The 25989-nt window shown below is 69.1% G+C and carries 21 protein-coding genes; 8 read left to right on the top strand and 13 right to left on the bottom strand.

Features of this window, described 5'->3' with window-relative positions; all coding sequences use genetic code 11:
* Nucleotides 1-172: 172 nt before the first annotated feature.
* Nucleotides 173-1075 carry an SMP-30/gluconolactonase/LRE family protein gene (locus QCD70_RS07140; RefSeq protein ID WP_301214599.1) on the top strand — a complete coding sequence of 301 codons (903 nt, stop codon included), beginning with the start codon at nt 173-175 and terminating at the stop codon, nt 1073-1075.
* A 45-nt stretch (nt 1076-1120) separates the two neighbouring features.
* On the opposite strand, the gene QCD70_RS07135 is transcribed toward QCD70_RS07140, so the two are convergent.
* Nucleotides 1121-1531 (bottom strand): carboxymuconolactone decarboxylase family protein, encoded by a 411-nt coding sequence (locus tag QCD70_RS07135; protein ID WP_055924987.1) that lies wholly within the window; start codon nt 1529-1531, stop codon nt 1121-1123.
* Nucleotides 1532-1553: 22 nt separating this feature from the next.
* Entirely contained in the window at nt 1554-2336 is a 783-nt protein-coding gene (locus tag QCD70_RS07130; RefSeq protein ID WP_301214595.1) for an SDR family NAD(P)-dependent oxidoreductase, read from the bottom strand.
* A gap of 285 nt (nt 2337-2621) precedes the next feature.
* Between QCD70_RS07130 and QCD70_RS07125 the strand changes: the two genes are divergently transcribed.
* From QCD70_RS07125 to QCD70_RS07095, 7 genes are all read left to right on the top strand, one after another.
* Nucleotides 2622-3935 (top strand): ABC transporter substrate-binding protein, encoded by a 1314-nt coding sequence (locus QCD70_RS07125; protein ID WP_301214593.1) that lies wholly within the window; start codon nt 2622-2624, stop codon nt 3933-3935.
* Between the two features lie 149 nt (nt 3936-4084).
* Nucleotides 4085-4966 carry a carbohydrate ABC transporter permease gene (locus tag QCD70_RS07120; protein WP_301214591.1) on the top strand — a complete coding sequence of 294 codons (882 nt, stop codon included), beginning with the start codon at nt 4085-4087 and terminating at the stop codon, nt 4964-4966.
* Between the two features lie 12 nt (nt 4967-4978).
* A complete protein-coding gene (locus QCD70_RS07115; protein ID WP_301214589.1) occupies nt 4979-5887 on the top strand; it encodes a carbohydrate ABC transporter permease in 909 nt (302 codons plus the stop codon).
* 117 nt (nt 5888-6004) lie between these two features.
* Entirely contained in the window at nt 6005-8611 is a 2607-nt protein-coding gene (locus QCD70_RS07110) for an alpha-L-rhamnosidase (RefSeq protein WP_301214587.1), read from the top strand.
* Between the two features lie 127 nt (nt 8612-8738).
* Complete coding sequence (locus tag QCD70_RS07105; protein ID WP_301214585.1) at nt 8739-9773, top strand: LacI family DNA-binding transcriptional regulator; 1035 nt, start codon at nt 8739-8741, stop codon at nt 9771-9773.
* A 174-nt stretch (nt 9774-9947) separates the two neighbouring features.
* Nucleotides 9948-12692: a family 78 glycoside hydrolase catalytic domain gene (locus tag QCD70_RS07100; protein ID WP_301214583.1), complete on the top strand. Its 2745-nt coding sequence runs from the start codon at nt 9948-9950 to the stop codon at nt 12690-12692.
* Nucleotides 12689-13951, top strand: a complete 1263-nt coding sequence (locus QCD70_RS07095; protein ID WP_301214581.1) for a D-arabinono-1,4-lactone oxidase — start codon at nt 12689-12691, stop codon at nt 13949-13951. The genes QCD70_RS07100 and QCD70_RS07095 overlap by 4 nt, the downstream gene beginning before the upstream one ends.
* 11 nt (nt 13952-13962) lie before the next feature.
* On the opposite strand, the gene QCD70_RS07090 is transcribed toward QCD70_RS07095, so the two are convergent.
* From QCD70_RS07090 to QCD70_RS07040, 11 genes are read right to left on the bottom strand one after another with little or no spacing between them, the layout of a single operon-like run.
* Nucleotides 13963-14541 carry a hypothetical protein gene (locus QCD70_RS07090; protein WP_301214579.1) on the bottom strand — a complete coding sequence of 193 codons (579 nt, stop codon included), beginning with the start codon at nt 14539-14541 and terminating at the stop codon, nt 13963-13965.
* Between the two features lie 4 nt (nt 14542-14545).
* The gene (locus QCD70_RS07085; protein WP_301214577.1) at nt 14546-15085 is read right to left on the bottom strand and encodes a HutD/Ves family protein; all 540 of its coding nucleotides are present in this window, start codon (nt 15083-15085) and stop codon (nt 14546-14548) included.
* An 8-nt stretch (nt 15086-15093) separates the two neighbouring features.
* Nucleotides 15094-16299, bottom strand: a complete 1206-nt coding sequence (gene hutI, locus QCD70_RS07080; RefSeq protein ID WP_301214575.1) for an imidazolonepropionase — start codon at nt 16297-16299, stop codon at nt 15094-15096.
* A gap of 28 nt (nt 16300-16327) precedes the next feature.
* Nucleotides 16328-17680 (bottom strand): formimidoylglutamate deiminase, encoded by a 1353-nt coding sequence (locus tag QCD70_RS07075; RefSeq protein WP_301214573.1) that lies wholly within the window; start codon nt 17678-17680, stop codon nt 16328-16330.
* Nucleotides 17677-18888, bottom strand: a complete 1212-nt coding sequence (locus QCD70_RS07070) for an allantoate amidohydrolase (RefSeq protein WP_301214571.1) — start codon at nt 18886-18888, stop codon at nt 17677-17679. The genes QCD70_RS07075 and QCD70_RS07070 overlap by 4 nt, the downstream gene beginning before the upstream one ends.
* 2 nt (nt 18889-18890) lie before the next feature.
* Entirely contained in the window at nt 18891-19661 is a 771-nt protein-coding gene (locus QCD70_RS07065; RefSeq protein WP_301214569.1) for an enoyl-CoA hydratase-related protein, read from the bottom strand.
* Nucleotides 19658-20578, bottom strand: a complete 921-nt coding sequence (locus tag QCD70_RS07060; protein WP_301214567.1) for a 3-hydroxyacyl-CoA dehydrogenase family protein — start codon at nt 20576-20578, stop codon at nt 19658-19660. Before QCD70_RS07060 ends, QCD70_RS07065 begins: the two co-directional genes overlap by 4 nt.
* Before the next feature lie 2 nt (nt 20579-20580).
* Nucleotides 20581-21789 carry a CaiB/BaiF CoA transferase family protein gene (locus QCD70_RS07055; RefSeq protein ID WP_301214565.1) on the bottom strand — a complete coding sequence of 403 codons (1209 nt, stop codon included), beginning with the start codon at nt 21787-21789 and terminating at the stop codon, nt 20581-20583.
* Nucleotides 21782-23320 carry an HAL/PAL/TAL family ammonia-lyase gene (locus QCD70_RS07050; protein ID WP_301214563.1) on the bottom strand — a complete coding sequence of 513 codons (1539 nt, stop codon included), beginning with the start codon at nt 23318-23320 and terminating at the stop codon, nt 21782-21784. The genes QCD70_RS07055 and QCD70_RS07050 overlap by 8 nt, the downstream gene beginning before the upstream one ends.
* A 2-nt stretch (nt 23321-23322) precedes the next feature.
* Entirely contained in the window at nt 23323-25011 is a 1689-nt protein-coding gene (gene hutU, locus QCD70_RS07045; RefSeq protein WP_301214561.1) for a urocanate hydratase, read from the bottom strand.
* A gap of 53 nt (nt 25012-25064) precedes the next feature.
* A complete protein-coding gene (locus QCD70_RS07040; protein WP_301214559.1) occupies nt 25065-25982 on the bottom strand; it encodes an ABC transporter substrate-binding protein in 918 nt (305 codons plus the stop codon).
* Between the last annotated feature and the right edge of the window lie 7 nt (nt 25983-25989).

The raw sequence follows: 25989 nt of genomic DNA, 5'->3' as shown, positions 1-25989 counted from the left end.
TGAAACGTATCAAAGAAGCGCTCGATTTCCAACGCGGGCGCTCCGACGGCGCGCGGGCCGCGGGCCGCGTCCGCGCCCGTTCGGGGCACCCGCGTCCGGTCGCCCGGTAGCGGATGCGCCTCGGGGGCGCGGATGCGACACCCGAGCAGGCGCCGTCTGGCAGGATGACGGCGTGACCTCCCTCATCTTCGACGGCGCCGCTCTCGAGACCCTCTACACGGGAACCGAGTGGGGCGAAGGCCCCGTGTGGATCGGGGCCCTCGACAGCCTGCGCTGGAGCGACATCCCGAACGATCGCATCCTGCAGTACGACGAGGCGAGCGGTGAAACCCGCGTGTTCCGTGCCGGCGCGGAGTTCACGAACGGGCGCACCCTCGACCTCGAAGGCCGCGTCGTGCAGTGCAGCCACGGCCGCCGCTCCGTCGAACGCGAGACGAGCGTCGACGGCTCCACGCCTCCGCAGACCCTCGTCGACCGCTGGAACGGGGTCCGCTTCAACTCGCCGAACGACGTCGTCGTCGCATCCGACGGCACCGTCTGGTTCACCGACCCGCCATACGGAATCGACCCCTCCGAGCGCGAGGGACACGCGGCCGAGCCCGAATACGAGGGGTGCTTCGTGTTCCGCCTCGATCCCGCAACGGGCGTGGTCGACCCGGTGATCACCGACATGATCCACCCCAACGGTCTCGCGTTCTCGCGCGACGAGAAGACGCTCTTCGTCTCCGACACCGGGTTCTACGCGGGCTCGGCGGCCGCGCGGCATATCAGGGCGTACGACGTGGATGTTCGCGGCGCGACCTGCTCGAACGGTCGCGAGTTCGCCGTGGTGCGGCCCGGGGCATCCGACGGTTTCAGGGTCGACGTCGAGGGGCGCATCTGGACCTCGAGCGAGGACTCCGTGCAGGTTCTCTCGTCGACGGGCGAGGTGCTGGAGCGGATCCCGATCCCCGAGAAGGTGTCGAACGTGTGCTTCGGCGGAGCATCCGGCCGGGATCTCTACGTGACCGCCTCGACGAGCCTGTACCGCATCCGGACCACGACCACCCAGGCGCCCCGTGCGCCGCGCCCCTGACCGGATGCGGCACAGCCGCCCTGTGAGGTGACGCGGCGAGCGCGGTCAGTCCTCGTCGGGGCCCAGAGCCTCGGGAATCTCGACTCCGAGTGCGATGAGCTGATCCGTGACGACGCGGATCGCGTTCAGGGCCTTCGGGAACCCGGAGTACTGCACTGTGTGGATGACCGTCTCGAGGATCTCGGTGGGAGTGCACCCCACGCGGATCGCCCCTCGGGTGTGCCCTTGCAGTTGGGGTTCGAGCCCGCCGATGGTCACGAGCGAGGCGATCGTCAGCAGTTCTCGCTGCGCGAGCGTGAGCCCGGGGCGCGAGTAGATGTCACCGAAGTTGAACTCGATGCCGAAGCGGGCCAGATCCTGCGCCAGACCGGTCTGCATCTCGATGAGCCCGTCGGCCTTGCCCTCGCCGTAGACCTCGTTGAACCAGTGCTTGCCCTTGTCGAGTCGTTTCGTCATGGTCATGTCTCCTCAGGTCGAGCTAGATCGAGTGTCCGCCGTCGAGCGGCAGGATGAGTCCGGTGATGTTGACGGCAGCCGGGCCCGCGAGGAACACCACCGTGTCGGCCAGGTGCTGCGGCTCTCCGAGCAGGCGTGTGGGGATCTGGTCGAGCAGGGCCTCGCGGCGCTCGGGAGTGTCGTTGTCGCGGCCCGGCGTGGCCTGCGCTCCGGGGGCGAGGGCGTTCACCGTGATGCCGTCCTCGGCCACCTCGATGGCCAGCGCCTTGGTGAGCCCGACGACGCCGGCCTTCGCTGCGGCGTACGCGGTGGCGCCGCGCACGAGCCGCCCGCCCGAGATGGCGGCGATCGAGGCGATGTTGATGATGCGGCCCGACTTCTGCTCGATCATCGAGGGGAGGAAGGCGCGCGTCACGTTGAAGACGGTCGTGAGGTTGCGCTCGATCTGGGTGTTCCAGGTCTGGGCCGTCATCTCGTGGAAGAACGAGACCGCTCCGCCGCCGGCGCCATTGAGCAGGATGTCGACGCCGCCCCATTCCGAGACGACCGTCGCACCCGCGGCCTGCACGGCCTCGAAGTCGGTGAGGTCGACCCCGACACCGAGTGCGCGACGCCCCGTGGCACGCACCTGCTCGGCCAGAGCCTCTGCCCCGGATGCGTCGAGGTCGAGGATCGCGACGTCGGCGCCGGCGGCCGCCAGCGTCGTGACGATCACACGACCCAAGGCCCCTGCTCCCCCGGTCACGACCGCGCGCTTGCCCGCAAGTGTTCCGTTCGATGCTTCGTCTGAATGTGCGTTGACCACTGTGTCTTCATCCTTCTCGTGTCGTCGTCGACCTCGAAGCCGGCACTCCGGCTTTGTAACGTTTCAATAATCGATGGTAGCAAACCCGAGGCCGCAGGGCCACGATCGGATGCGCGGGGACGGCGAGACGCCCGTTTGGGCGGGCGACCCCGGTTTGAAGCGCTCCACGGTTGCTTTGACACGATTCAATCTCGGAGTCGACATTCGCTTGACACGATTCAGAAGCCGAACTAGCATCCCCAATTGAAACGTCTCAAAGGAGGCGTCGCACTTCAAGGAGGAATTGTGACCACAGCACCACGCAGCCGACGCCTCAGGCGTCCCGTCGTTGCCGCACTCGCTGCAGTCGGTATCGGCACCATGATCCTGAGCGGCTGCGCCGCAGGCGGATCCTCTTCTGAGCCTACGAAGCTCACGTACCTCAAGAACACCGAGAACACGAACACAGAGCCCGTGTTCAACGAACTCGCCGAGAACCAGTGCAAGACCGAGAACACGGCCCTGCCGCTCGAGGTCTCGTCCATTCCGCAGGCCGACCTCGACAGCCAGATCCAGCTGCTCGCCAGCCAGAACGCTCTTCCCGTGATGTTCGCGGCCGCCGGAACCCCGGCGGAGGGCGCCAAGCTCGACAAGGCCGGCAAGCTGCTGAACTTCGAGACCGAGCTCGAGAAGCTCGGCGTTCTCGACGACATCGAGCCCGCCGCCATCTCGACCATCAAGAACCTCTACGGCGGAAACTTCAACTTCCTTCCGTTCCAGTTCAACATCGAGGGCATCTTCTACAACAAGACGATGTTCGCCGAGCGTGGACTCGAGGAGCCCCAGACCTACGACGAGCTCGTCGACGTCGCGTCGCAGTTCGAGGCCGACGGCATCACCCCCTTCACGGCCTCGGGCGAGCAGGGATGGCCGATCACGCGCCTCATCTCCAGCTACCTCTTCCGCGACCTCGGACCGGACGCCCTGCAGAAGGTCGCCGACGGTGACGCCAAGCTGACCGACCCCGAATACGTGGCGGCCGCCCAGGCCATCGCCGACCTCGGTGCAGCGGGCTACTTCGACGACAACATCGCCTCGCTCGACATCGACAGCTCCTACAACGAGCTGCTCACCGGCAAGGCCGCGATGATGTACATGGGAACCTGGTTCCTCGAGAGTGCCAACGACCCCGAGAAGAACACCGTCGGCGTCGACAACATCGGATTCATGCCGTTCCCCGCCGTCGAAGGCGGCGCGGGAAGCATCGACCAGTACCCGGCCAACGTCGGTCTGCCCCAGACCTTCGGCGCCGACACGTACACCCCCAAGGTCGCCGACTGGCTGAAGTGCATCACCGAGAACTACGGCCAGGTCTCGCTCGAGCAGTCGGGCGCCATCTCCGGCTTCAAGTCGAAGGAGCCGGTCACCGACCTGCCCGCCCTGACCGTCGACGTGCAGGACCGCATCGCCGGCAGCACCGAGAGCGTGCTGTGGTTCGAGGCGCTGTTCAATGCGAAGGCCGGACAGGACTCGTCGAAGAACGCGTCGCTCCTGGTCACCGGTCAGCTCAGCCCGGAGGACTTCATGAAGCTCCTCCAGACCGACCTCGACGCGGGCTAGCGCCACCACCACTCCCGCCCCTCGCGGGCTCGTCGCCATCCATGCAGCACCGGATGGCGGCGGGCCTCGCGGAGGGCCCACCTCACGCTGCCCTCGCCGCCGCCGGACACTCACCGCCCGGCCGGCCTCCTACCACGGGAAAGGCTCCCATGAAGCAAGTTCTGGGCGACCGCAAAACGATCGCCATCCTCCTCGGACCCGCCCTGCTGGTCTACACGCTCGTCATCCTCGTGCCCGTGGTCTGGTCGTTCGGCTACACCTTCTTCAAGGGCAACGCCCTCGAGGGTTTCGAGTTCAACGGCATCAACAACTTCACCCGGCTCTTCACCGACCCGGATGTGCAGGCCGCCCTCGGCTTCACCGTCAAGTACGCGCTTCTTCTCACGATCCTGCAGGTCGTCTTCGGCTACGGCCTCGCCCTGCTGTACACGTTCGTGCTCAAGAAGTCCTCGGCGATCATCCGCACGCTCGTCTTCTTCCCGGTCGTCGTTCCGACCGTGGCCATCGCCCTGCTCTACCAGAAGCTCTTCCAGTCGGCCCCGAAAGACGGTCTGGTCAACGAGCTGCTGGTGAACGTCGGCCTCGGCAGCGTCGACTGGCTCGGCTCGGGAACGACGGCATTCATCGTCATCGTGATCATGGATGTCTGGCGATCGATGGGCTTCTACGGGGTGCTGCTCTACACCGGCCTCCTCGACATCCCCGAGGACATCATCGAATCCGCCCGCATCGACGGCGCCCGCGGCTTCTCGCTCTTCAAGAACATCGTCCTCCCGATGTCGCTGCCGATCCTCTATTCGTCGATCATCTTCAGCATCAACGGAACGATCAAGGTCTTCGACTCGGTCTTCGCGCTGACCGGCGGAGGCCCGGGCAACGAGACGACACCACTCACGCTGTACATGTACCGCACCGCGTTCGCCTTCAGCGACTACGGATACGGCTCGACCATCGCTCTCGTGCTGAGCATCATGTGCCTCATCGTGACCGCCCTCATCTTCCGCGGCGCCCGCCGCGACAACACCATCTAAGGAGGCGTGACCATGACTGTGACGAACGTCGACAATCTCGACCGGACCTCCGCCCTCGTGAAGCACGACGTCGGAGGACGCACGCCCGCACCGATCCGATTCCTCAAGCGCATCCCCGTGCTGATCGTGATCGGCGTGCTGCTGGTCATCGAGATCTACCCGCTCTTCTGGATGTTCATCAACTCCCTGAAGTCGAACACCGACTTCCTGAACAACCCCTCCTGGGCACTGCCCGAGGTGTGGGAGTGGGGCAACTACGTCTCGGCGTGGCTGACGGGAAACCTCGCGACGACGATCACCAACAGCCTCATCGCGACGGTCCCATCGCTCGCGCTCATCGTGATCCTCGGCGTCGCCGGCGGGTTCGCCCTCGAGGTCATGGTGTTCAAGGGCCGCGGCGGCATCCTTCTGCTGATTCTCGCGGGCATCATGATCCCCGTGCAGATGATCCTGCTGCCGCTGTTCACGATCTTCTTCAACCTGAACATCACCGGCTCGCTGCTGCCCCTGATCATCATCTACACGGGCCACGGACTTCCGCTGACGATCTTCATGATGGCCACGTACTTCCGGGCGATCCCTCGCGAGGTGTTCGAGGCGGCGACGATCGACGGCTCGTCGATGCTGCGCTCGTTCTGGTACATCGGCTTCCCGATGGTGCGCAACGCCGTGATCACCGTGGGCCTCGTGCAGTTCTTCCTCATCTGGAACGACCTGCTCATCGCCATCACCTTCGCCAGCAACCGTTCGCTCAACACCATCCAGGCCGGACTGCTCAACTTCTCGGGCGAGTACGGCGCCACCGACTACGGGCCGCTGTTCGCCGCGATCTGCATCACGACCGGCGGAATCCTGATCCTGTACCTGTTCCTCAACCAGCAGATCATGAAGGGCCTCACGGCCGGCTCGGTTAAGGGCTAGAACCCCGGCGTGGGGGGGGGGGGGGGGGGGGGGGGGGACCCCCCCCCCCCCCACGACGGGCTCCGTCGCCATCAGTTCTCCTTCCCTCAGCTTCACCGTCCCAGACAGAGGTATGCCATGTCGGCCACCCCATCAGCCCCCTCGATCGAGCATCACCGCGTTCCCTTCGGCATCGGAGACCGCCGGCCCCGCCTGTCGTGGAAGACCATCGCCGACCCGGGATGGGCGCAGGCGAGCTATGAGCTCGAGGTCACCCGCAACGGCATCCCCGCCACGCGCCGGGTCGACTCCGCGGAGTCCGTGCTCGTTCCCTGGCCCGGCCCCGATCTCGTCTCGCGCGAGCGGGCCACCGTGCGGGTGCGCCTCACGGGAGAAGATGGCATCCAGAGCGAGTGGAGTGAGCCATCCACTCTCGAGACGGGCCTGCTCGACGCATCCGACTGGGTGGCCAAGCCGGTGGGCGGCGCCTGGCGCGAGGAGTTCGAATCGGATGATCGTCGCCCGGCGCTCGTGCGCCGAGCGTTCGCGCTGACCGGGCCCGTCGCATCGGCCCGCCTGTACGCCTCGGCGCACGGCCTCTACGAGGTCGAGATCAACGGCCGCCGCGTGGGCGACGACGCCATGTCTCCCGGCTGGACCAGCTACGCCCAGCGTCTGCGCTACTACAGCTACGACGTGACGGAACACCTGGTCGACGGCGAGAACGCGATCGGCTCGTGGCTCGGTGACGGCTGGTACCGCGGCCGCCTGGGGTGGCGCGGCGGATGGCGCAACCTCTTCGGCAGCGACCTGTCGCTGATCGCGCAGCTCGAGGTCACCTATACCGATGGCCGCGTCGAGACGATCGCCACCGACAAGACATGGAGCGCCGCGTTCGGTCCGATCGTGCGCACCGGCAACTACGACGGCGAGGACTACGACGCGCGCGACGAGCAGGCCGGCTGGTCGAGCCCCGGATTCGACGACAGCGCGTGGACCCCTGTGGCCGTGCGCTATCGCGACCCCGCCACCCTCACCGCCCCGGATGGGCCGCCCGTGCGCTGCACCCAGGAGGTGCTGCCTGTCGAGATCATCGACACCCCCTCGGGCGGAACGGTGCTCGACTTCGGCCAGAACCTGGTGGGGCGCGTGCGCATCGAGGTGTCGGGCGAGGCCGGCCGGACGGTGACACTGCGCACCGCCGAGGTGATGCAGCAGGGCGAGATCTACACCCGCCCCCTGCGCGAGGCGCGCTCGACCGACAGCTACACGCTCGCGGGCCGCGAGGTCGAGGAGTGGGAGCCCCGGTTCACGATGCACGGCTTCCGTTTCGTCGACGTGGGCGGATGGCCGGGAGACGTGCGCGAGGCCGTGGCCCGGGGCGCGATCGTGGCCCGGGTGTACCACTCCGACATGGAGCGCACCGGCTGGTTCGACAGCTCGGACGAACTCGTGAACCGCCTGCACGAGAACGTCGTGTGGAGCATGCGCGGAAACTTCGTCGACATCCCGACCGACTGCCCGCAGCGCGACGAGCGCGTGGGCTGGACCGGCGACATCCAGGTCTTCGCGCCGACGGCGTCGTTCCTCTACGACGTGTCGGGCTTCCTCGGCAGCTGGCTGAAGGACGTGGCCGTCGAGCAGCTTCCCGACGGAACCGTGCCCTGGTACGTTCCTGCGATTCCGGCGCATCAGATGTGGACACCGATCAGACCGGGCGCCGTCTGGGGCGACGTCGCCGTGCTCACGCCGTGGGTGCTCTACGAGCGCTACGGAGACGTGGGCGTGCTCGCCGAGCAGTACGACAGCGCCAAGGGCTGGGTCGACCTGATGGACCGCCTCTCCGGCGACGACCACCTGTGGAACGAGGGCTTCCAGCTGGGCGACTGGCTCGATCCCGCCGCTCCGCCGCAGGACCCGGCCGACGCGACGACCGACAAGTACCTGGTCGCCACCGCGTACTTCGCCTGGAGCGCGCGGCACCTCAGCCTCACCGCAGAGGTCCTCGGCAAAGACGACGACGCAGAGCACTACGGCCTTCTCGCCGACGAGGTCCGCGACGCCTTCGCAGCCGAGTACCTGCTGTCCGATGGCCGCCTCACCTCCGACGCGCAGACCGCGTACTCGCTCGCCATCACCTTCGACCTGATCCCGGATGACGCCCGCCGGGCGGCTGCCGGGCGGCGCCTCGCCGAACTCGTGGAGGCGGCCGGCAACCGCATCGCCACCGGTTTCGCGGGCACCCCCCTGGTGTCGGATGCCCTGACGATGGCCGACGCGGTCGACACCGCCTACGACCTGCTTCTCGAGAGGGAGTGCCCGTCGTGGCTCTACGCCGTGACTCAGGGAGCGACCACCATCTGGGAACGCTGGGACAGCCAGCTGCCCGACGGCCGGGTCAACCCGGGCACGATGACGTCGTTCAACCACTACGCGCTGGGGGCCGTCGCCGACTGGATGCACCGCGTCGTGGCGGGCCTCGCGCCGGCTGAACCGGGCTACCGCACGATCGCGTTCCGCCCCCAGCCGGGAGGCGGGCTCACCCACGCGTCCGCCGTGCACGAGTCGCCCTACGGCACGGTGTCGATCGCCTGGCGCCTCGACGGCGACGAGCTCGTGGTCGAGACGCGCGTGCCCGTGGGCGCCTCGGCGGTGCTCGAGCTGGAGGGTCACGAGCCGATCGCGCTGCAGCACGGCAGCCACGTCGCCCGGGTTCCCGCGGGAGTCGCACTGGCTCGTCGCTAGACTCTCCTGCAGTTGGGCAGCGGGTGCGAACGCGGGCGTCCGCGCAGATCGCGCGTGCAGCACCACCGCGCAGTGCGTGATCACCCGCGCTCGCCGAAGAGTCGTTCGTGGCAGAAGGGACGTTCGTATGTCTGGCACACCCAAGCCCCCGCCGCAACCGAGCATGCAGGACGTCGCGACGGCGGCCGGCGTCGCCCTCGGCACCGTCTCGAACGTTCTCAACCACCCGCAGCGCGTGGCAGAGGCGACCCGGCTGCGGGTGCAGCAGGCCATCGCCGAGCTGGGCTTCGTGCGCAACGCGAACGCCCGCTCGTTGGCCGGAGGCTCGACCGACAGCATCGCTCTCATCGTTCCCGACCTCGGCAACAGCCTGTTCGTCGACCTGTCGAAGGGCGCGCAGGCCGAGGCGCGCGAGCACGGCCTCAGCCTGCTGATCGCGTCGAGCGCCGACAGCCTCGCCGAGCAGGACCGCTACCTCGACCTCTTCGACGAGGCCAGAACCCAGGGCATGCTGCTCGCCCCCATGCACGACTCGCGTGCGGGCATCGAGCGAGTGCGCAGCCACGGGCGCCCCGTGGTGCTCGTCAACTACAGCGACCCGCTCATCGAGTGCTGCACCGTGCTGATGGACAACGTGCTCGACGGTTACCTCGCCGCCCGCCACCTGCTCTCGACCGGTGTGCGCGAGCTCGTGTTCGTGGCGGGGCCCGAACGACTGCAGCCCGTGCGCGATCGCCGCCTGGGTGCGACCCGTGCGGCATCCGAGGCCGGTGTCGAGCTGTCGCTCGTGCGAACGGATGCCGTCACCGCCGCCGACGGGCGTGCCGTCGGCTCCGAGCACGGTGCGGCCTGGGCCGCCGCGGCCGGCCGTGTCGGGATCATCGCCTCGACCGACCTGCTGGCCCTCGGCATCCTGCAGTCGCTGCTCGCGATGCCGGGCGTCTCGATCCCCACTGACGTCGCCGTGATGGGCAGTGACGGAAACCGCAGCGCGTGGGAGAGCCCGCTGCCCTTCTCCACCGTGGAGCCCCCGGGCTACCGCATGGGCGTGGAGGCGGTGCGCCTGCTCGTCGAGGAGATCGCCGGCGCCTCGCACGAGCACCGCACGACGGTGCTGAGCCCGACGATCCTGGAGCGCGAGAGCACCCTCGGGCACCGCTGACCCCGGGGCTGCCGCTCTATCGCAGGAAGAACCGCTCCTCGAAGGACGAAGACGCGATCCACGCGCGGTTTTTCCTGAGTTGGGGCGGGCACTGCTTGCACCATGCCGGGTCCGGTCTGTACGGTGGTCACATTGAAGCGCTTCAATGGCGTTCGTTTCACGAGAGGCAACTCTATGCACGTCACCGGTCTCGGCATCCACGGCTTCGCAGAGACGCTCGCCGTCGACGAACCCGAGCTGCGCGTCTACTGGCGCATCGAGAGCCCCGAACGTGGAGCCCGCCAGACGGCGTACCGCATCCGGCTCGACCTGACGGATGCGCCGGGCGACCCCCGAGGCGCCGTCTGGGACAGCGACTGGGTCGACTGCGACGCCACCCGCGACATCGCACTCGAGCCCGAGGAGCCCCTGCTGCCGACGACCGCCTACCGGTGGAGCGTGGCCGTGCGCGACGAGCGCGGACGCGAGTCCACGAGCGATCCCGCCTTCTTCCACACGGGCTACCAGAACTCGCACGCCGCTCCCCCCTTGAGTCCGAACCGCGACGTCATGCCCGACGACAGCCTGCTGTTCCGCAGCTGGTTCGCCGACCCGGATGCGCGGTGGAAGGGACGCTGGATCGGCACGACGAGCGACAGGCCCTTCTACGTGCGGCGCGAGTTCGAGCTAGACGAGACGCCCGTGCGAGCCATCGCGTTCGCGACCGGACTCGGCCACCTGCAGTTCTTCGCGAACGGCGCGCCCGCATCCGATCACCGTCTCGACCCGGGCTGGACCGACTACCACCAGGCCGTGCAGTACGCGGCCTACGACCTCACGGGGCGCATTGCGGCGGGCCGCAACGCCCTCGGCGCGCACGTGGGCAACGGCTTCTACGCCGGCGAGCAGGGCGACCGCTTCTTCTGGCCGCTCTACGAAGACAAGACGTACGTGCGCTACGGCAACGAGCTGCCGTTCGTGGCCGAGCTGCACCTCACCTACGCCGACGGCCGCCGCGAGACGGTGATCAGCGACCAGAGCTGGCGCATCCGCGAGTCGGCCACGACGCTGGCGAACGTCTACGCGTCGGAGGACCACGACCGCAGACTCTTCCCGACCGGATGGACGGCCGCCGGGTTCGACGACTCCGAGTGGCGTCACGCGTCGTTCATCCAGGGCCCGCGCGGGCACCTGCGCTACCAGTCGCAGCCCGCGCTGACCGCGATCGAGACGCGCACGCCCGTCGAGGTGACAGAACCGCGCCCGGGCACACTCGTCTTCGACCTGGGCCAGAACATGTCGACGATGGTCGAGCTCTCTGCGGTGGGAGACGCGGGCGACCGCATCGTGGTGCGCTACGGCGAGACTCTCGGCGACGACGGCGTGCTGGTCATGCCCGACCCCGAGTTCTCGGAGTTCGGCACGCACGTCTACTCGACCTTCACCCTCGCGGGAACCGGCGAGCCCGAGACATGGCAGCCCGACTTCTCGTATGCGGGCGCCCGCTGGGTGCAGCTCGAGGGCGTCGCCCCGATGGATGACGACGGCTCGAGCGGTCTTCCGCGCATCACCGACGTGCGCGGGCACTTCGTGTCCAGCGCCTCGCCACGCACCGGCACGATGACGACGGACGTCGACGACGCCAACGCCATCCTCGCCGTGCTCGAGCCGACGTTCGCGAGCAACCTGCAGAGCCTGCACACCGACTGTCCGCAGATCGAGAAATTCGGCTGGCTCGAGGTGGTGCACCTGCTGGCGAACGGCACGCAGTACATCCGCGACGTCGAGGATCTCTACACGAAGATCCTCCGCGACGTGATGCGCGCGCAGGACAGCGACGGGCTCGTGCCGACGATGGCACCCGAGATCCGCTACATGACCGGGCCGTTCCGAGACTCGATCGCCTGGGGCAGCGCGATCGTGTACCTGCCGAAGTTCCTCGTCGACGCCTACGACTCCACGGGCATGCTCGCCGAGGCGTATCCGGCGGCGGCGCGCTACATGAGCTACCTGCAGGGCAAGGAGGTGCTCGGCGGCATCATCCGGCACGGCCTCGGCGACTGGGGCGTCAGCGGCGCATACGGCAACGGACACGCGAATCTCGAGACCGCGATCTACATCGACTGCCTGCGCATCATGGCCTCGTTCGCCGACCGGCTCGGCAGGCTGGCCGACGCCGTGGCGTACCGCAACAAGGCCTCCGAGGTCACCCGGGTGTACAACGATCACCTGCTGGAGGCCGACCCTGAGACCGGCCGGTACCGCTACGTGAACCGCGACGGCCTGCCCACCTCGATCACCGCGGTCAACCAGGCCGCCGCGCTGCAGTTCGGCCTCGTGCCACCCGAGCACAGGGCCGACGTGGTGGCCGCGTTCCTCGACGAGGCCGACAAGGCCACCTTCGAGACAGGGGAGATCGGTATGCGGTACCTGTTCCTGCAACTCGCCGACCTCAAGCGCAGTGACATCTGGATGCGCATGGCCCGGCGCGAGGAGCACCCGAGCTACATGCGGTTCATCCGCCGCGGAGAGACCACGCTGCCCGAATTCTGGGCCGACGAGGTGCGCTCGAAGAACCACGACATGCTCGGCCACGCCCTCGAGTACTTCTGGCGTGGCGTGCTCGGCCTGCGTTCGCTCGAGTCGGCCTACCGGGTGTTCGCCGTCGACCCCGACTACACCGGCGAGTTCGCATCGGTGAGTGCGGATTTCGCCTCCCCACGCGGCACCATCTCACTCTCGATCGACCGGGGCGCGCAGAGCACGCGCATCCATGTGACCGTGCCGGCGAATACGTCCGCCGTGGTGACTCTTCCCGCGTACGCTACAACCGTGGCTGTCAACGGCGAGCCGGCTTCTGCCATCTCACCGGATGCGTCGGCCGCGACCCTGTCGCTCACGTCGGGCGACTGGAGAATCGAGACCGAAGGAACCGCGTGAGTAACGAACCCGAGCTGAACTGGGCGGGAACGCTCGAATACAAGGCCGCCGACATCGTCGATGCGACCACGATCGATGAGGTGTCCTCCCTCGTCGCCGGGGCGGAGCGCATCCGCGCCCTCGGCACCCGACACTCGTTCAGCGACATCGCCGACACCGACGCCCTGCTCGTGACCGTCACCGGGATCGAGCCCGACTTCGTTCTCGACGACGAGGCCCAGACGGTCACCGTCGGGGCGGGCACGCGCTACGGAATCCTGGCCCGCTACCTCGAAGACAACGGCTGGGCCCTGCACAACATGGGCTCGCTGCCGCACATCTCGATCGCGGGCGCCATCGCCACGGGAACGCACGGCTCGGGCAACGGCAACGGGGTGCTCTCGACTGCGGTCTCGGCGCTCGAGTTCGTGACGGCCGACGGCGAGCTGCGCACCGTTCGACGCGGTGAGCCCGGCTTCGACGGCCTTGTCGTGGGCCTCGGGGCGTTCGGCGTTGTCGTGCGCATCACCCTCGACATCCAGCCGTCGTTCCAGGTTCGGCAGGATGTCTTCCGCGGCCTGCCCTGGGACGTGCTGCTCGACGACGTCGAGGGAGTGACCTCGCTGGGCTACAGCGTGAGCGTGTTCACCGACTGGGTCGAGGACACCATCGCCAACTTCTGGGTGAAGACCAGGCTCGACTCCGGTGTCGATGTTCCCGACGAGTGGAACGGCGCGAAGCGCGACATCGTCTCGGCGGGTTCGCTGTGGGAGACCTCCGACGACAACCTCAACGAGCAGGGCGGCAAGCCCGGGCCATGGCTCGAACGGCTTCCGCACTTCCGGCTCGACCGCATCCCGTCGAACGGCGACGAGATCCAGACGGAGTACTTCGTTCCGCGTTCTCAAGGCGGCGACGCCCTGCGCGCCGTGCGGGCCCTCGGAGAGAAGATCGCTCCACACCTGATCATCACCGAGCTGCGCACCGCCGCCGCCGACAACCTCTGGTTGAGCATGGCCTACCAGCGCGACTCGCTCATCATCCACTTCACGTGGAAGAACGAGCCCGACGCCGTTCTGGCCCTGCTGCCGCAGATCGAAGAGGCGCTCGCGCCGTTCGACGCGCGGCCCCACTGGGGCAAGCTCAACACGGTGGATGCCGCGACCCTGTCACGGCTGTATCCGCGGCTTCCCGAGTTCCGGGCTCTGGCCGCGGAGTGGGACCCGACGGGCGCGTTCCGCAACGCCGCGCTCGACAGGCTGATCTTCACGGAGGAGTAGGCGGGCGCCTGTCAGCGAGCGACGAGGCGTCCGCCCGTGAACGCGGCCGTCGCGTCGAGGACCGTCTGCACGGGCACGTCGATTCCCGCCGAGCCGATGCGGAAGCCCTTCTTCGCCAGCAGCCGGAAGATGCCCGGCTTGATGGTGGTCTGAATTCCGGGGCTGTCGGGGGTCACGCCGTGCACCGTTCGGAAGATCGCAATGCGGTGCCTGCCCCGCTTCTGAAGTGCGACCGACTCGATCGCCTGCCACGGCAGTACGAGCACGCCCTGCGGGATGGTGGCGTTCAGGCCTGCGGCATCGATCGTCAGCACGGTACCTGCCGACGCCCGCTCGCCCGCCGTCTGCGCGGTTCGCACCGCCAGATAGACCATGTAGCTGAGCGTGATCAGAAAGGGCAGTGCGGCGAGCACGCCGGAGCCGAACCCCGACAGCGACGCCATCATCGCGGTGACCAGCACGGCGACGAACGCGATCACCACGATGAACCCGGCGACGAAGGCGAGCGGGAGCCGGAACGCCTTTCTCACCGCCTCGGGATCGGTGCCGACGACAAGGGGCGGAAAAGTGGCGATGTTCGCATCGGTCATGGCCTCAGTATGGTCGCGACACCCCGACGACGGCCAGAGCTCCGTGACCGGTCAGCTCGACCGCAGCTCCGGATGGCAGCAGTACGGCGTCGTGATTCAGCAACGGCCCGCCGGCCCCCGAGACATCGCCGTCGAGCACGATCACCAGGGTCGTCCCGCCGTCGACCGCCGAGAACGACTGGGTCCCGTCCAGGCGGCTCAGCTCGAGAGACCCGTCGCACTCCCCGCGCCTCGTCATGAGATTGAGATCGAGACCGGTCGACGAGACGTCCACCGAGGCGACCTCCTCCTCGCCGGCGAACGAGACGGTCTCGTACTGGACAAGCGGCCGGATGCGCCCCGCGATCGCCAGGGTCAGCCCCGCCGGCGACAGGGGCATCAGCACCCGGTCGACCCCGGGGAACGCGGAGAAGTCTCCCGCCTCGGAGATCGTCGCGATGCTCACCCGCCAGTCGGGCTCAGCGGCGACGACCGTCGTCGTGCCCCCGCCATTGCGCCACGGAACGCCGACCCGGTCGCCCGCCCGAAGGACAGAGGCGACCACGCCCCCCGTCACGACGCGCGACTCGAGACGACCGCCCCGCCACGCCACACCGACCGCACGAGCGGAACCCCCGGGCGGTAGGCGAGGTGCAGATACGACGGGGCATCCAGAACCAGCAGGTCGGGCGCCGCGCCGACGCGCAGCGACCCCACGTCAGTGCGCCGCAGTGCCGCAGCCCCGCCGGCAGTCGCCGCCCACACCGCCTCGCCCGGTGTCATGAGCATGTCGCGCACGGCCACGGCGATGCAGAACGGGATGCTCGTGGTGTAGCTCGATCCCGGGTTGCAGTCGGCGGCCAGCGCCACGGTGACGCCCGCGTCGAGGAACCGACGCGCATCCGGATACCGTGCCCGGGTCGAGAACTCGGCCCCGGGCAGCAGGGTGGCCACGGTCGACGACGACGCGAGCGCCTCGATGTCGGCGTCGCTCGCGTAGGTCACGTGGTCGGCGGACGCGGCGCCGAGCTCGACGGCCAGTTGGATGCCGCCGCCCTGCTCGAGCTGGCCGGCATGGATGCGCGGCGCGAGTCCCGCGGCGATTCCGGCGGTGAGGATCGTGCGGGCCGCATCGACGTCGAAGGCGCCGCGGTCGCAGAACACGTCGATCCACTTGGCGTGGGGAGCGCAGGCGTCGAGCATCTCGCCCGCGACGAGAGACACGTAGTCGTCGGGCCGGTCGGCGAACTCGGGCGGAACCACGTGGGCGCCGAGGAACGTCGACTCGGCCGTGAACCGCCCGATGACCTCGAGGCTGCGGCGCTCGTCGAGCACGCTGAGGCCGTAGCCCGACTTGCTCTCGAGCGTGGTGGTTCCCTGGGCGAGCGCCTCGTCACGCAGTCGGCGCACGTTCGCGGCGAGCTGCTCGTCGCTGGCCGCACGGGTGTTCGCGACGGTGCTGCGGATGCCGCCGGCGCTGTACGACTGGCCGGCCATGCGCGCGGCGAACTCGTCGGCCCGGTCGCCCGCGAAGGCGAGGTGCGCATGGCTGTCGACGAAGCCGGGCATCACGGAGCGTCCGCCCACGTCGACGACCGCGTCGGCGAAGCCCTCGGGCAGCTCGCGCTCGGGGCCGCGCCACAGCACGCGCGTGTCATCGAACACGACGGCGGCATCGGTGATGACTCCGAGCGGTGCGTGGTGCCCGGCGGCGGGGGTCTCGACGCCGGGGTCGTTCGTGACGAGTTGGGAGATTCCGGTGAGCGCCGTGATGGTCACGGGGTCGCCTCCTGTCTGTTCGGGTAGGTCATGACATCTCGTCCATCGCTCGTTGCAGCAGGGATCCGGTGTCGCCTAGCGTGGCATGGCGTCCGTCTCTCGCGACGACCCTCCCGGCCACGACGACCGTGGCGACGTCGCTCGCCGTGCCCGTGAGCATCAGTTGCCCGGGGTCGCTGCCGGCCGTGCGAGCGCTGCGCGGGTCGACCTCGATCAGGTCGAGGGGTTGTCCGGCCGCGAGCGAGCCGGTCTGTCGGCCGACGCTCGCCGACCCTCCGCTCGTCATCGCCTGCATCAGCTCGCCCGGACTGAATCGTCCCCGCCGACCCGAGCCGAGGCGTTCCCCGTGTTCGAGCGCGCGGGTCTCGAGCAGGGGGTCGACAACGGCGTGCTGGTCGGTGCCGAGCGCGATCACCGCTCCGGCATCGCGCAGGGCGCGGGCCGGGCCGATGCCGTCGCCGAGGTCGGCCTCGGTGGTCGGGCACATGACGACCGTGGTGCCGGATGCGCCGAGCAGTTCGACGTCGTCGTCGCTCAGGTGCGTCGCGTGCACCGCCGAGAAGCGCGGCGAAAGCAGTCCGGCGCGCTGGAGGAGCCCGACCGGCGTCAGTCCGGTGGCACGCACACAGTCCTCGTTCTCGGCCGGCTGCTCCGACACGTGCATATGAAGCGGAATCGTCGGATCGAGCTCGGACGCGACGACCGAGAGCGCAGCGACGGGCACGGCGCGCACGGAATGCAGCGCGGCGGCCACCGTGACGAACCGCGGGTCGAACTCGTCGGCCATGGACTCCCGCAGCCGCGAGCTGCGCTCGAGCCAGGAGCCCACCGAGCCGTCGCCGAACCGCGCCTGCTCGGGCGACAGCTCGACGCCGAATCCGCCCGCGAGATAACAGGTGTCGAGCAGGGTCAAGCGGATGCCGGCCGCGACCGCCGCGCGGGCGAGCGCTCTCTCCATGGCATGCGGCTCCGCATAACGGGCACCATCGGGTCGGTGGTGAGCGTAGTGGAACTCCGCGACCGAGGTGAACCCCGACGCCACCATCTCGGCATACACGGCCGTGGCCACTCGCTCATAGCTCTCCGGCTCGAGCCGACCGGCCTCGCGGTACATCAGCTCCCGCCAGGTCCAGAAGCTTCCGCCGCCGTCGTGGGTGCGACCGCGCAGCAGCCGGTGGAAGGCGTGCGAATGCGCATTCACCGCGCCCGGGTAGACGACCCCCGACAGCCGGATGTCGTCGGTCGCCGCGTCGACGCCCGTCACGACCGAGGTGATGGTCCCGTCCGGCGCGGCCGTGACGCGCACCCGATCGACGATTCCGTCGCCGACCCACGCCCGTGCCGCCCAGAACGCAGGAGGAGACGCCGATGCGTCGCTCACAGCAGACCCGCGAGAACATCGGCGAGCACGTCGGCGGAGTCGTCGGCGTCCGATCGCTCCACGAACTCCTCGGGAGAGTGCGAGATACCCGACGGATTGCGCACGAAGAGCATCGCACTCGGCACCCGAGCGGCCAGGATCCCCGCGTCGTGGCCGGCACCGCTGCGTAGAACGGGGGCTCCGGGCACGAGTTCGGCGAGGGCGCGGCCCAGCGCCGGGTCGAAGCCGACCGTGGGACTCCACGATTCCTCGGCGATCCGCGCGTCGCATCCGTAGCTCGCCGCGAGCGCCGCGGCCTCGACGGCGATCTGGTCGACCAGGCCACGGGTGACGGAGTCGTCGGGATGCCGCACGTCGATCCAGAAGTCGACGTGCGAGGCGATCACGTTCGTGCCTCCCGGCTGGGGCTCGAACCGGCCCACGGTGGCCCGGGCGTCGTCGCGGGCGCGCGCCAGCTCGGAGATCAGCCCGACGATCGCCGCCGCCGCCACGACCGGGTCGGCCCTGTCGTTCATGAGCGTGGTGCCGGCGTGGTTGCCCTGCCCGGTGACCGTCGCCTTCCAGCGGCCGTGGCCGAGAATCGACGACCCGATCGCGATGGGCGCAGCGAGGTCGATCAGACCGCGGCCCTGTTCGACGTGCAGCTCGACGAACTGGCCGATGCGGGCGAGCGCCTCGGGGTCTGGACCGAGGTGCTCCGGGTCGACGCCGGCCCCCGCGAAGACATCCGCGAGCGTGTTGCCGTCGCGGTCGGTGAGTCGACGCGCGGCGTCGGGCGTGAGCAGCCCCGTGAGCAGGCGCGAGCCGAGGCAGGCCACACCGAATCGCGAGCCCTCCTCTTCGGGGAACACGACGACCGCCAGTGAGCGGGAGGGGACGACGCCGCGTTCGCGCATCCGGTCGATCGCGACCAGGGCCGAGACCACGCCGAGCGGGCCGTCGAACGCGCCACCGCCCGGAACGGAGTCGAGGTGGCTGCCCGTGACCAGCGCGCCGGGCATGGGCTCGCCCCACCACGCCCAGATGATGCCGTTGCGGTCGATCTCCACGCCGAGGCCGCGGCGACCGGCCTCGGCCACGAACCATTCGCGCAGCTCGAGTTCGGGGTGGGAGAAGACGGGCCGGCGGTAGCCGCCCGTGGCTCCATCGCGGCCCACCGGGGCGATGGTGTCGAGCAGGCCGCTCACGGTTGCGGTCGAAGAGGGCATGGCTACTTTCCGGTGAAATCGGGGGCGTTGCGATCGCGGAACGCACGGAGCCCTTCGGCGCGGTCCGCGCTCGCGGCGATCAGGGCGGAGAGCGCACGCTCGTGGGCGACGCCCACGCTCAGCGGCGCATCGAAGGCGGTGAGAACGGCGTGCTTGGCCATAGCGCTCGCCAGCGGCGCGGCGGCGGCGATCCGCTCGGCGACCGTCCGGCTCTCCTCCTCCAACGACGAGAGCGGCACGACGCGGCTCACCAGGCCGAAGCCCAGCGCCTCGGAGGCGGTCAGTCGTCGACCGGTGAGCAGCATGTCCATGGCCACGGGCTTGCCCACGGCGCGCACGATCCGCTGCGTTCCCCCGGCCCCCGGAACGATGCCGATGCCGGTCTCGGGGAATCCGAACTGCGCGTTGTCGGCGGCCACGATGACGTCGCAGATGAGAGCGAGCTCCAGCCCTCCTCCGAGCGCGAACCCGGAGACGGATGCGACGAGCGGCGTGCGAATCGCGGCGACGTCGTCCCACAGCTCGCTGAAACCGCTCGTGTAGAGCTCGATCGGACCGGCATCGCCCAACGAGCCGAGGTCGGCGCCGGCCGCGAACGCCCGTTCGTCGCCGCGCAGCACGACGACGCGGATCTCGGGATCGCGCTCGAGAGCACGAAGCGTGTCGACGAGCTGCTCGAGCAGCTCGCGGCTCAGCGCGTTGCGCTTCTCGGGGCGCCCGAACATGATCGTCGCGATCGCGCCGAGGCGGTCGAGGGCGAGGAGCGCGCTCATCGTGCGCTCCTCCGGTCGGTCAGCAGCCGTACTGTCTCGTCACGTTCGGCGACGGCCGCGGCGAGGGTCTCGGGCGTCCACGCGTAGAAGCCGCGCTCGCTCTTGGCGCCGAGCGCGCCGTCTGCGACCAGAGTGCTCACGATCTTCGGTACTCCTGCGGCGGTGCTCAGCTCGGGCATGATCACGGCAGAGACCTTCTCCACTGTGTCGAGGCCGGCGAGGTCCATGAGCCGCAGAGGGCCAGAGGCGGACCAGCGGGGTGCGAGGGTGGTCTCGACGGCGCGGTCGACGTCTTCGATGGTGGCCACGCCCGCCTCGACGAGGGCGATGGCCTCGCGCAGCATCGCGTACTGCAGCCGGTTGATCACGAAGCCGGGCACGTCGCGGCGCACCTCGATCACCTCTTTGCCGATGGCCGCGCAGATCGACATGACCCTCGCCACGGTGCGGTCGTCGGTGGATGCGCCGCGCACCACCTCGACGAGCGGCATGACGGCGGGCGGATTGAACCAGTGCAGCCCGACGACACGCTCAGGTCGGTCGAGGCCCTCGGCGATCGCCGTGATGGGAACGCTCGACGTGTTCGTGGTGAGGAGGCTGTGCTCGGGTGCGAGGCGCTCGAGGTCGGCGAAGACCTCGCGCTTGAGGTCGAGCCGCTCGACGACGTTCTCGCTCACCAGATCCGCGGTGGCGACGCATTCGGCGAGGTCGGTGGTCACGCGGATGCGGCCGACGTCGGTGCCGATCCGTGCTTCGATCGCGTCGAGTGCCATATCGAGGGTGGCGCGACTTCGCGAGTACAGCGAGACGTCGTGGCCGCGGGCGGCGAAGACACCGGCGATGCCGGCGCCCATCGTGCCCGCGCCGACGACGGCGACGTTCAGGTGGTCGCTGTCGTGGGTGTCGCTGTCGCTCATCGTCACACCACCCCGTTCGCGCGCAGCTCGGCGATCTCGGCCGTCGACAGGCCGAGGTCTTCGGAGAGCACCTCGTCGGTGTGCTGGCCGAGGGTCGGTGCGACGAAGGTTCCCGCCGCTGCCGCGGCGCTGAAGTGCACCGGCTGGGGAACGACGCTCACCGTTCCGGCGACCGGATGCTCCGCCGTCTGGACAAGCCCGCGGTGGGCCGCATGCTCGCTGGCGGCCAGCTGCTCGATGTCCCAGATGGGAGCGGCCGGAACACCGGCGACCTCCAGTTCGGTGACGATGACGTCGACGCCGCGAACAGAGGTCCAGGCCTCGATCACCTCTCGGAGCTCGTGCTGGTTGCTCATGCGTGCGGGGTCGGTGGCGAAGCGCTCATCGCTCGTGAGCTCGGGTCGGCCCAGCGCCGACGCGAGCCGGGCGAAGAGAGGATCGTTTGCGACGGCGATCACCACGTGTCCGTCGGAGGCGGCGTAGGAGTCCATCGGCGCACTGATCGGGTGGCTGTTGCCGATGCGCCCCGCCAGGGGTGCGCCGCCCAGCACCTGCGACAACGACACCATCTGCAGCGAGAAGATCGAGTCGAGCATGGCCACGTCGACGTGCTGGCCCGCCCCGGTGATGCCGCGCTGCAGCAGCGCGGCGAGCGCACCCCAGGAACCGTAGATTCCCGCGACCACGTCGCCGACCGCGTCGCCGATCCGGGTGGGCGGACCGTCGGCCCAGCCCGTGACGCTCATGATGCCGCCCATCGCCTGCACGATGTGGTCGTAGGCCGCGCGCTTCGAGAGCGGACCCGTCTGACCGAAGCCCGAGATGCTCACGTAGACGAGGCGCGGATTGATGGCCTTGACCGTCTCCCAATCGATGCCGAGACGTTCCGTGACACCGGGCCGGAAGTTCTCCACCAGCACGTCGGCCTGGGCGATCAGCTTGAGCAGCAGAGCGTGGCCCTCGGGCGACTTGAGGTCGATCGTGATGCTCCGCTTTCCGCGGTTCAGCAGCATGAAGTACGTGCTCTCACCGTTCTGGTGCGGCGTGAAATGCCGTGAGTCGTCGCCGTGTCCGGGCAGTTCGACCTTGGTGACGGTCGCGCCGAGGTCGCCGAGCATGGCCGCGCAGAGCGGGCCGGCGAGCACCCGGGCCAGGTCGAGGACCTTCACGCCGGTGAGCGGTGACGCAGGAGGGGTGGTGGGGTCAGTCATGGTGGCCTTTCGTGACGGCTGTGATGATGTCGTGCAGCGTGCCGTCGATGACGAGCAGCCTGACGGCTTCGATGTCGGGGGCGATCTCGGTGTCGCTGGTGCGGTGTGGCACGAGGGCCCGGATGGCGTCGTAGACCGCGCCGGTTCCCGCTCCCGGCCGCAGGGGGGCGTGGAACTCGACCGCCTGTGCGGCGCAGAGCAGCTCGATGGCCACGATTGTCGCGGCGTTCGCGACCGCCGTGCGGGCCTTGATCGCCGCCGTGGTGCCCATGCTCACGTGGTCCTCCTGCCCCGCCGAAGTGGAGACCGTGTGGACGGTCGCCGGAGCCGCGAGCGCCCGGTTCTCACCCGCGAGCGCCGCCGCGGCGTACGGGGGGATCATGAAACCGGATGCCGCGGAGCCGGCGGCCATGAGGAACGGCGGCAGCTCGCTCAGGTGGTGGTTGGTGAGGCGGTCGCTCCGCGCCTGCGACATGGTGCTCACCTCGGCGATCGCGATGGCGAGGTAGTCGAGGGCGAGCGCGATCGGAGCACCGTGTCCGTTGCCGCCCGGAAGCGCCACGAGCTCGCCGTCTTCGATGACGAAGACCGGGTTGTCGGTGACCGAGTCGATCTCGATGCCGATGACCCGCTCGACCTCGGCGAGCGCGTCGCGCACCGATCCGTGCACCTGCGGAATGCAGCGCAGGCTCAAGGCGTCCTGCAGCCGGTGATCCCGATTCGCCTCCAGGATGGCGCTGCCGTCGAGCAGCGCGCGCAGACGCCTCGCCGTCTCGGCCTGCCCGGGGTGCGGGCGCATGGCCTGCAGCCGGGCGTCGAAACCGCGACTGTTTCCGCGAAGGACCTCCAGCGAGAGGGCGCCCGCGGCATCTGCCACGTCGACCAGCTGCCGGGCCGCGTGCACGGCCAGCGCGCCGACCCCCGTGATCTCGTAGGTGCCGCTGATGAGCGCGTGGCCCTCGCGCGGGCCGGGCTCGATGATCTCGATGCCGGCCCGGCGAAGAGCCTCGTCACCGGGCAGCAGTTCGCCCTCGAACCACGAGCGGCCGAAGCCGAAGACCGAGAGGCCGATGTGAGCGGTGGCGGTGAGGTATCCCACCGATCCCTGCGCCGGTGCCCAGGGCGTGACGCCGCGGTCGAGCATTGCGGCCATCGTCTGAACGAGCGCAGGGCCGACCCCGCTGAAACCCCGGGCGAGCGCCGTGATCATGGTCGTCATGATGGCGCGCACGGCCCGCTCGTCATGCGGCTCGCCCACGCCGCTGGCGTGGCTGCGCAGCATCGCCAGCTGGATGTCCGCGGTGCGGCTCGCGCCGACCGTCACGCCGTAGAGATCGCCGACTCCCGTGGTGAGCCCGTAGACGGGCCTGCCCGAGCTGAGCACCCCTGCCATGAGCGACTGCGTGCGAGCCATGCCCTCGAGCGCCGTGGCGTCGAGCAGCACGGGCGCGCCGTCGGCCACGGCCACCACCTCGTCGATCGAGGTGCCGGCCGTGCCGATCGTGACGGCGCACGCCGCGTCGCGACTCACCGTCAGACTTCCTCGGCGGCCCGGGCCTCGGCGGCGGCGGCCTCGAACATCGGGATGCGCACGCCGCGCTCGGCGGCGACCTCGATGGCCCGGTCGTAGCCGGCGTCGACATGCCGGATGACGCCCATGCCGGGATCGTTGGTGAGCAGCCGCTCGAGCTTCTCGGCAGCCAACGCACTGCCGTCGGCGACAGAGACCTGACCCGCGTGGATGGAACGGCCGATTCCGACGCCGCCTCCGTGGTGCAGCGACACCCAGGTGGCGCCCGATGCCGTGTTCAGCAGGGCGTTGAGGATGGGCCAGTCCGCGATGGCATCCGAGCCGTCGGCCATGGCCTCGGTCTCGCGGTACGGCGAGGCGACGGAGCCGGAGTCGAGGTGGTCGCGTCCGATCACGATCGGCGCCGAGATCCTGCCCTCTGCCACCAGTTCGTTGAAGCGCAGACCCGCCTTGGCGCGGTCACCGTAGCCCAGCCAGCAGATGCGGGCGGGCAGGCCCTCGAACTCCACGTGCTCCTGGGCCGCGCGGATCCACCGATGCAGACCCTCGTTCTCGGGGAACAGTTCGAGGATGGCCTCGTCGGTCACCCTGATGTCCTCCGGGTCTCCCGACAGCGCCACCCAGCGGAACGGGCCGAGGCCCTCCGAGAACAGGGGGCGGATGTAGGCGGGCACGAAGCCGGGGAAGTCGAAGGCCCGGTCGTAGCCGCCCTGTCGTGCCTCGTCGCGGATCGAGTTGCCGTAGTCGAAGACCTCGGCGCCGGCGTCGAGGAAGCCGACCATGGCCTCGACGTGACGGGCCATCGATTCGCGGGCTTTCAGGGTGAAGCCATCCGGATCGCTTTCGGCTGCGGCCGCCCACTCGTCGACGGAGATGCCGACGGGCAGATACGAGAGCGGGTCGTGCGCGGAGGTCTGGTCGGTGACGATGTCGATCGGCACGCCGCGCTCGAGCAGCAGAGGCAGCACCTCGGCCGAGTTGCCGACGAGACCGACCGAGAGGGCACGCCCCTCGGCCTTCGCCGCGCGCACCTTCTCGAGGGCGACCTCGATATCGGTCTCGACCTCGTCGAGGTAGCGCTTCGAGAGACGACGGCGCAGGCGGGTCTCATCGACATCGACGATGAGAACCGCGCCGCCGTTGAGGGTGACCGCGAGGGGCTGGGCGCCGCCCATTCCCCCGCAGCCGCCGGTCACGGTGAGGGTTCCCGCGAGGGTGCCGCCGAAGCGCTTGCGGCCGATGGCCGCGAACGTCTCGTAGGTGCCCTGCAGGATGCCCTGGGTGCCGATGTAGATCCACGAACCGGCCGTCATCTGGCCGTACATCATGAGCCCCTCGGCCTCGAGGCGACGGAACTCGGGCCAGGTCGCCCAGTCGCCCACGAGGTTCGAGTTGGCCAGCAGCACGCGGGGAGCCCACCTGTTCGTGCGGAAGACGCCGACGGGCTTTCCGGACTGCACGAGCAGGGTCTCGTCGTCTTCGAGCTCGGTCAGCGAGCGCACGATCGCGTCGTAGCTGGCCCAGTTGCGAGCCGCCTTGCCGGTGCCGCCGTAGACGACGAGGTCGTCGGGCCGCTCGGCCACCTCGGGATCGAGGTTGTTCATCAGCATGCGAAGCGGCGCCTCGGTCTGCCAACTCTTGGCGGTGAGCTCGAGTCCGCGCGCAGCGCGAACGGGGCGAGATCCCTTCATGGTGGTTCCTTTCTCAGTACTGCGTGGATCGTGATGCTGTGTGGCGGAGAGGATCAGGCGAGGTCGTGCTCGGCCAGCCAGTCGGCGGCGACGTCGTCGATGCTCTCCTCGTTGGCGAGGCGGCCGTTCATGGTGATCAGGTCCTCGGTGGTGAGCGCGGCCGAGATCGCATCGAGCACCTTGGTCACCTCGTCGGTGGCCTGGTCCTCGGCGATGATCGGAACGATGTTCTGCGCACGGAAGAGGTTCTTGTTGTCGACGAGCGACACGAAGTCGTTCTCCTCAATCGCAGGGCTCGTCGAGTACAGGTCGGCCGCGTCGATCTGACCGTTCGTCAGCGCGCTGATCGTGAGGGGGCCGCCCACGTCGAGCGTGCGGAACTCCTTGAACGTGATCCCGTAGACCTCTTCGAGGCCCTGCACACCCTCGTGGCGCGTCTTCCACTCCGGCGGGCCGCCGAGGACCATGTCACCGGCGTGGGCGGCGAGGTCTTCGATGGTTTTGAGAGAGTACTTGTCGGCCGTGGCGCGGGTCACGGCGAGCACATCGGAGTCCTGCGCCTCGGACGGCGTGAGCATCGAGATGCCGTCGGGCAGGGCCTCGCCGAGCGCGGTGTTCACCTCGTCGGGCGCGGTCGCCTCCGAGTCCTTGTTCAGGTAGCTGAGAGTCGCTCCCGAATACTCGGGCAGCAGGTTGATCGAGCCGTCGAGCAGAGCGGGGATGTAGACCTCGCGGCTGCCGATGTTGAGCTTCGTCGTCGCGTCGACACCGGCGGCATCCAGTGCCTGGGCGTAGATCGTGGCGAGCAGCTGACTCTCGGGGAAGTCGGCCGATCCGACGATGATTCCGTCTGCCGGGGTCGCCGGTGCGTCGGCCGACAGGGGGTCGCCGCCGCTGCCGGAGCAGGCGGTCAGGGCGAGTGCCGCGGCCGCAGCGAATGCGGTGAGCGTGATGACTGATCGAGTTCTCATGTGCTGT

Source organism: Agreia sp. PsM10, assembly GCF_030433855.1.
In the GTDB taxonomy this organism is placed as follows: domain Bacteria; phylum Actinomycetota; class Actinomycetes; order Actinomycetales; family Microbacteriaceae; genus Agreia.
This window is presented reverse-complemented; position numbering and strand designations above follow the sequence as displayed.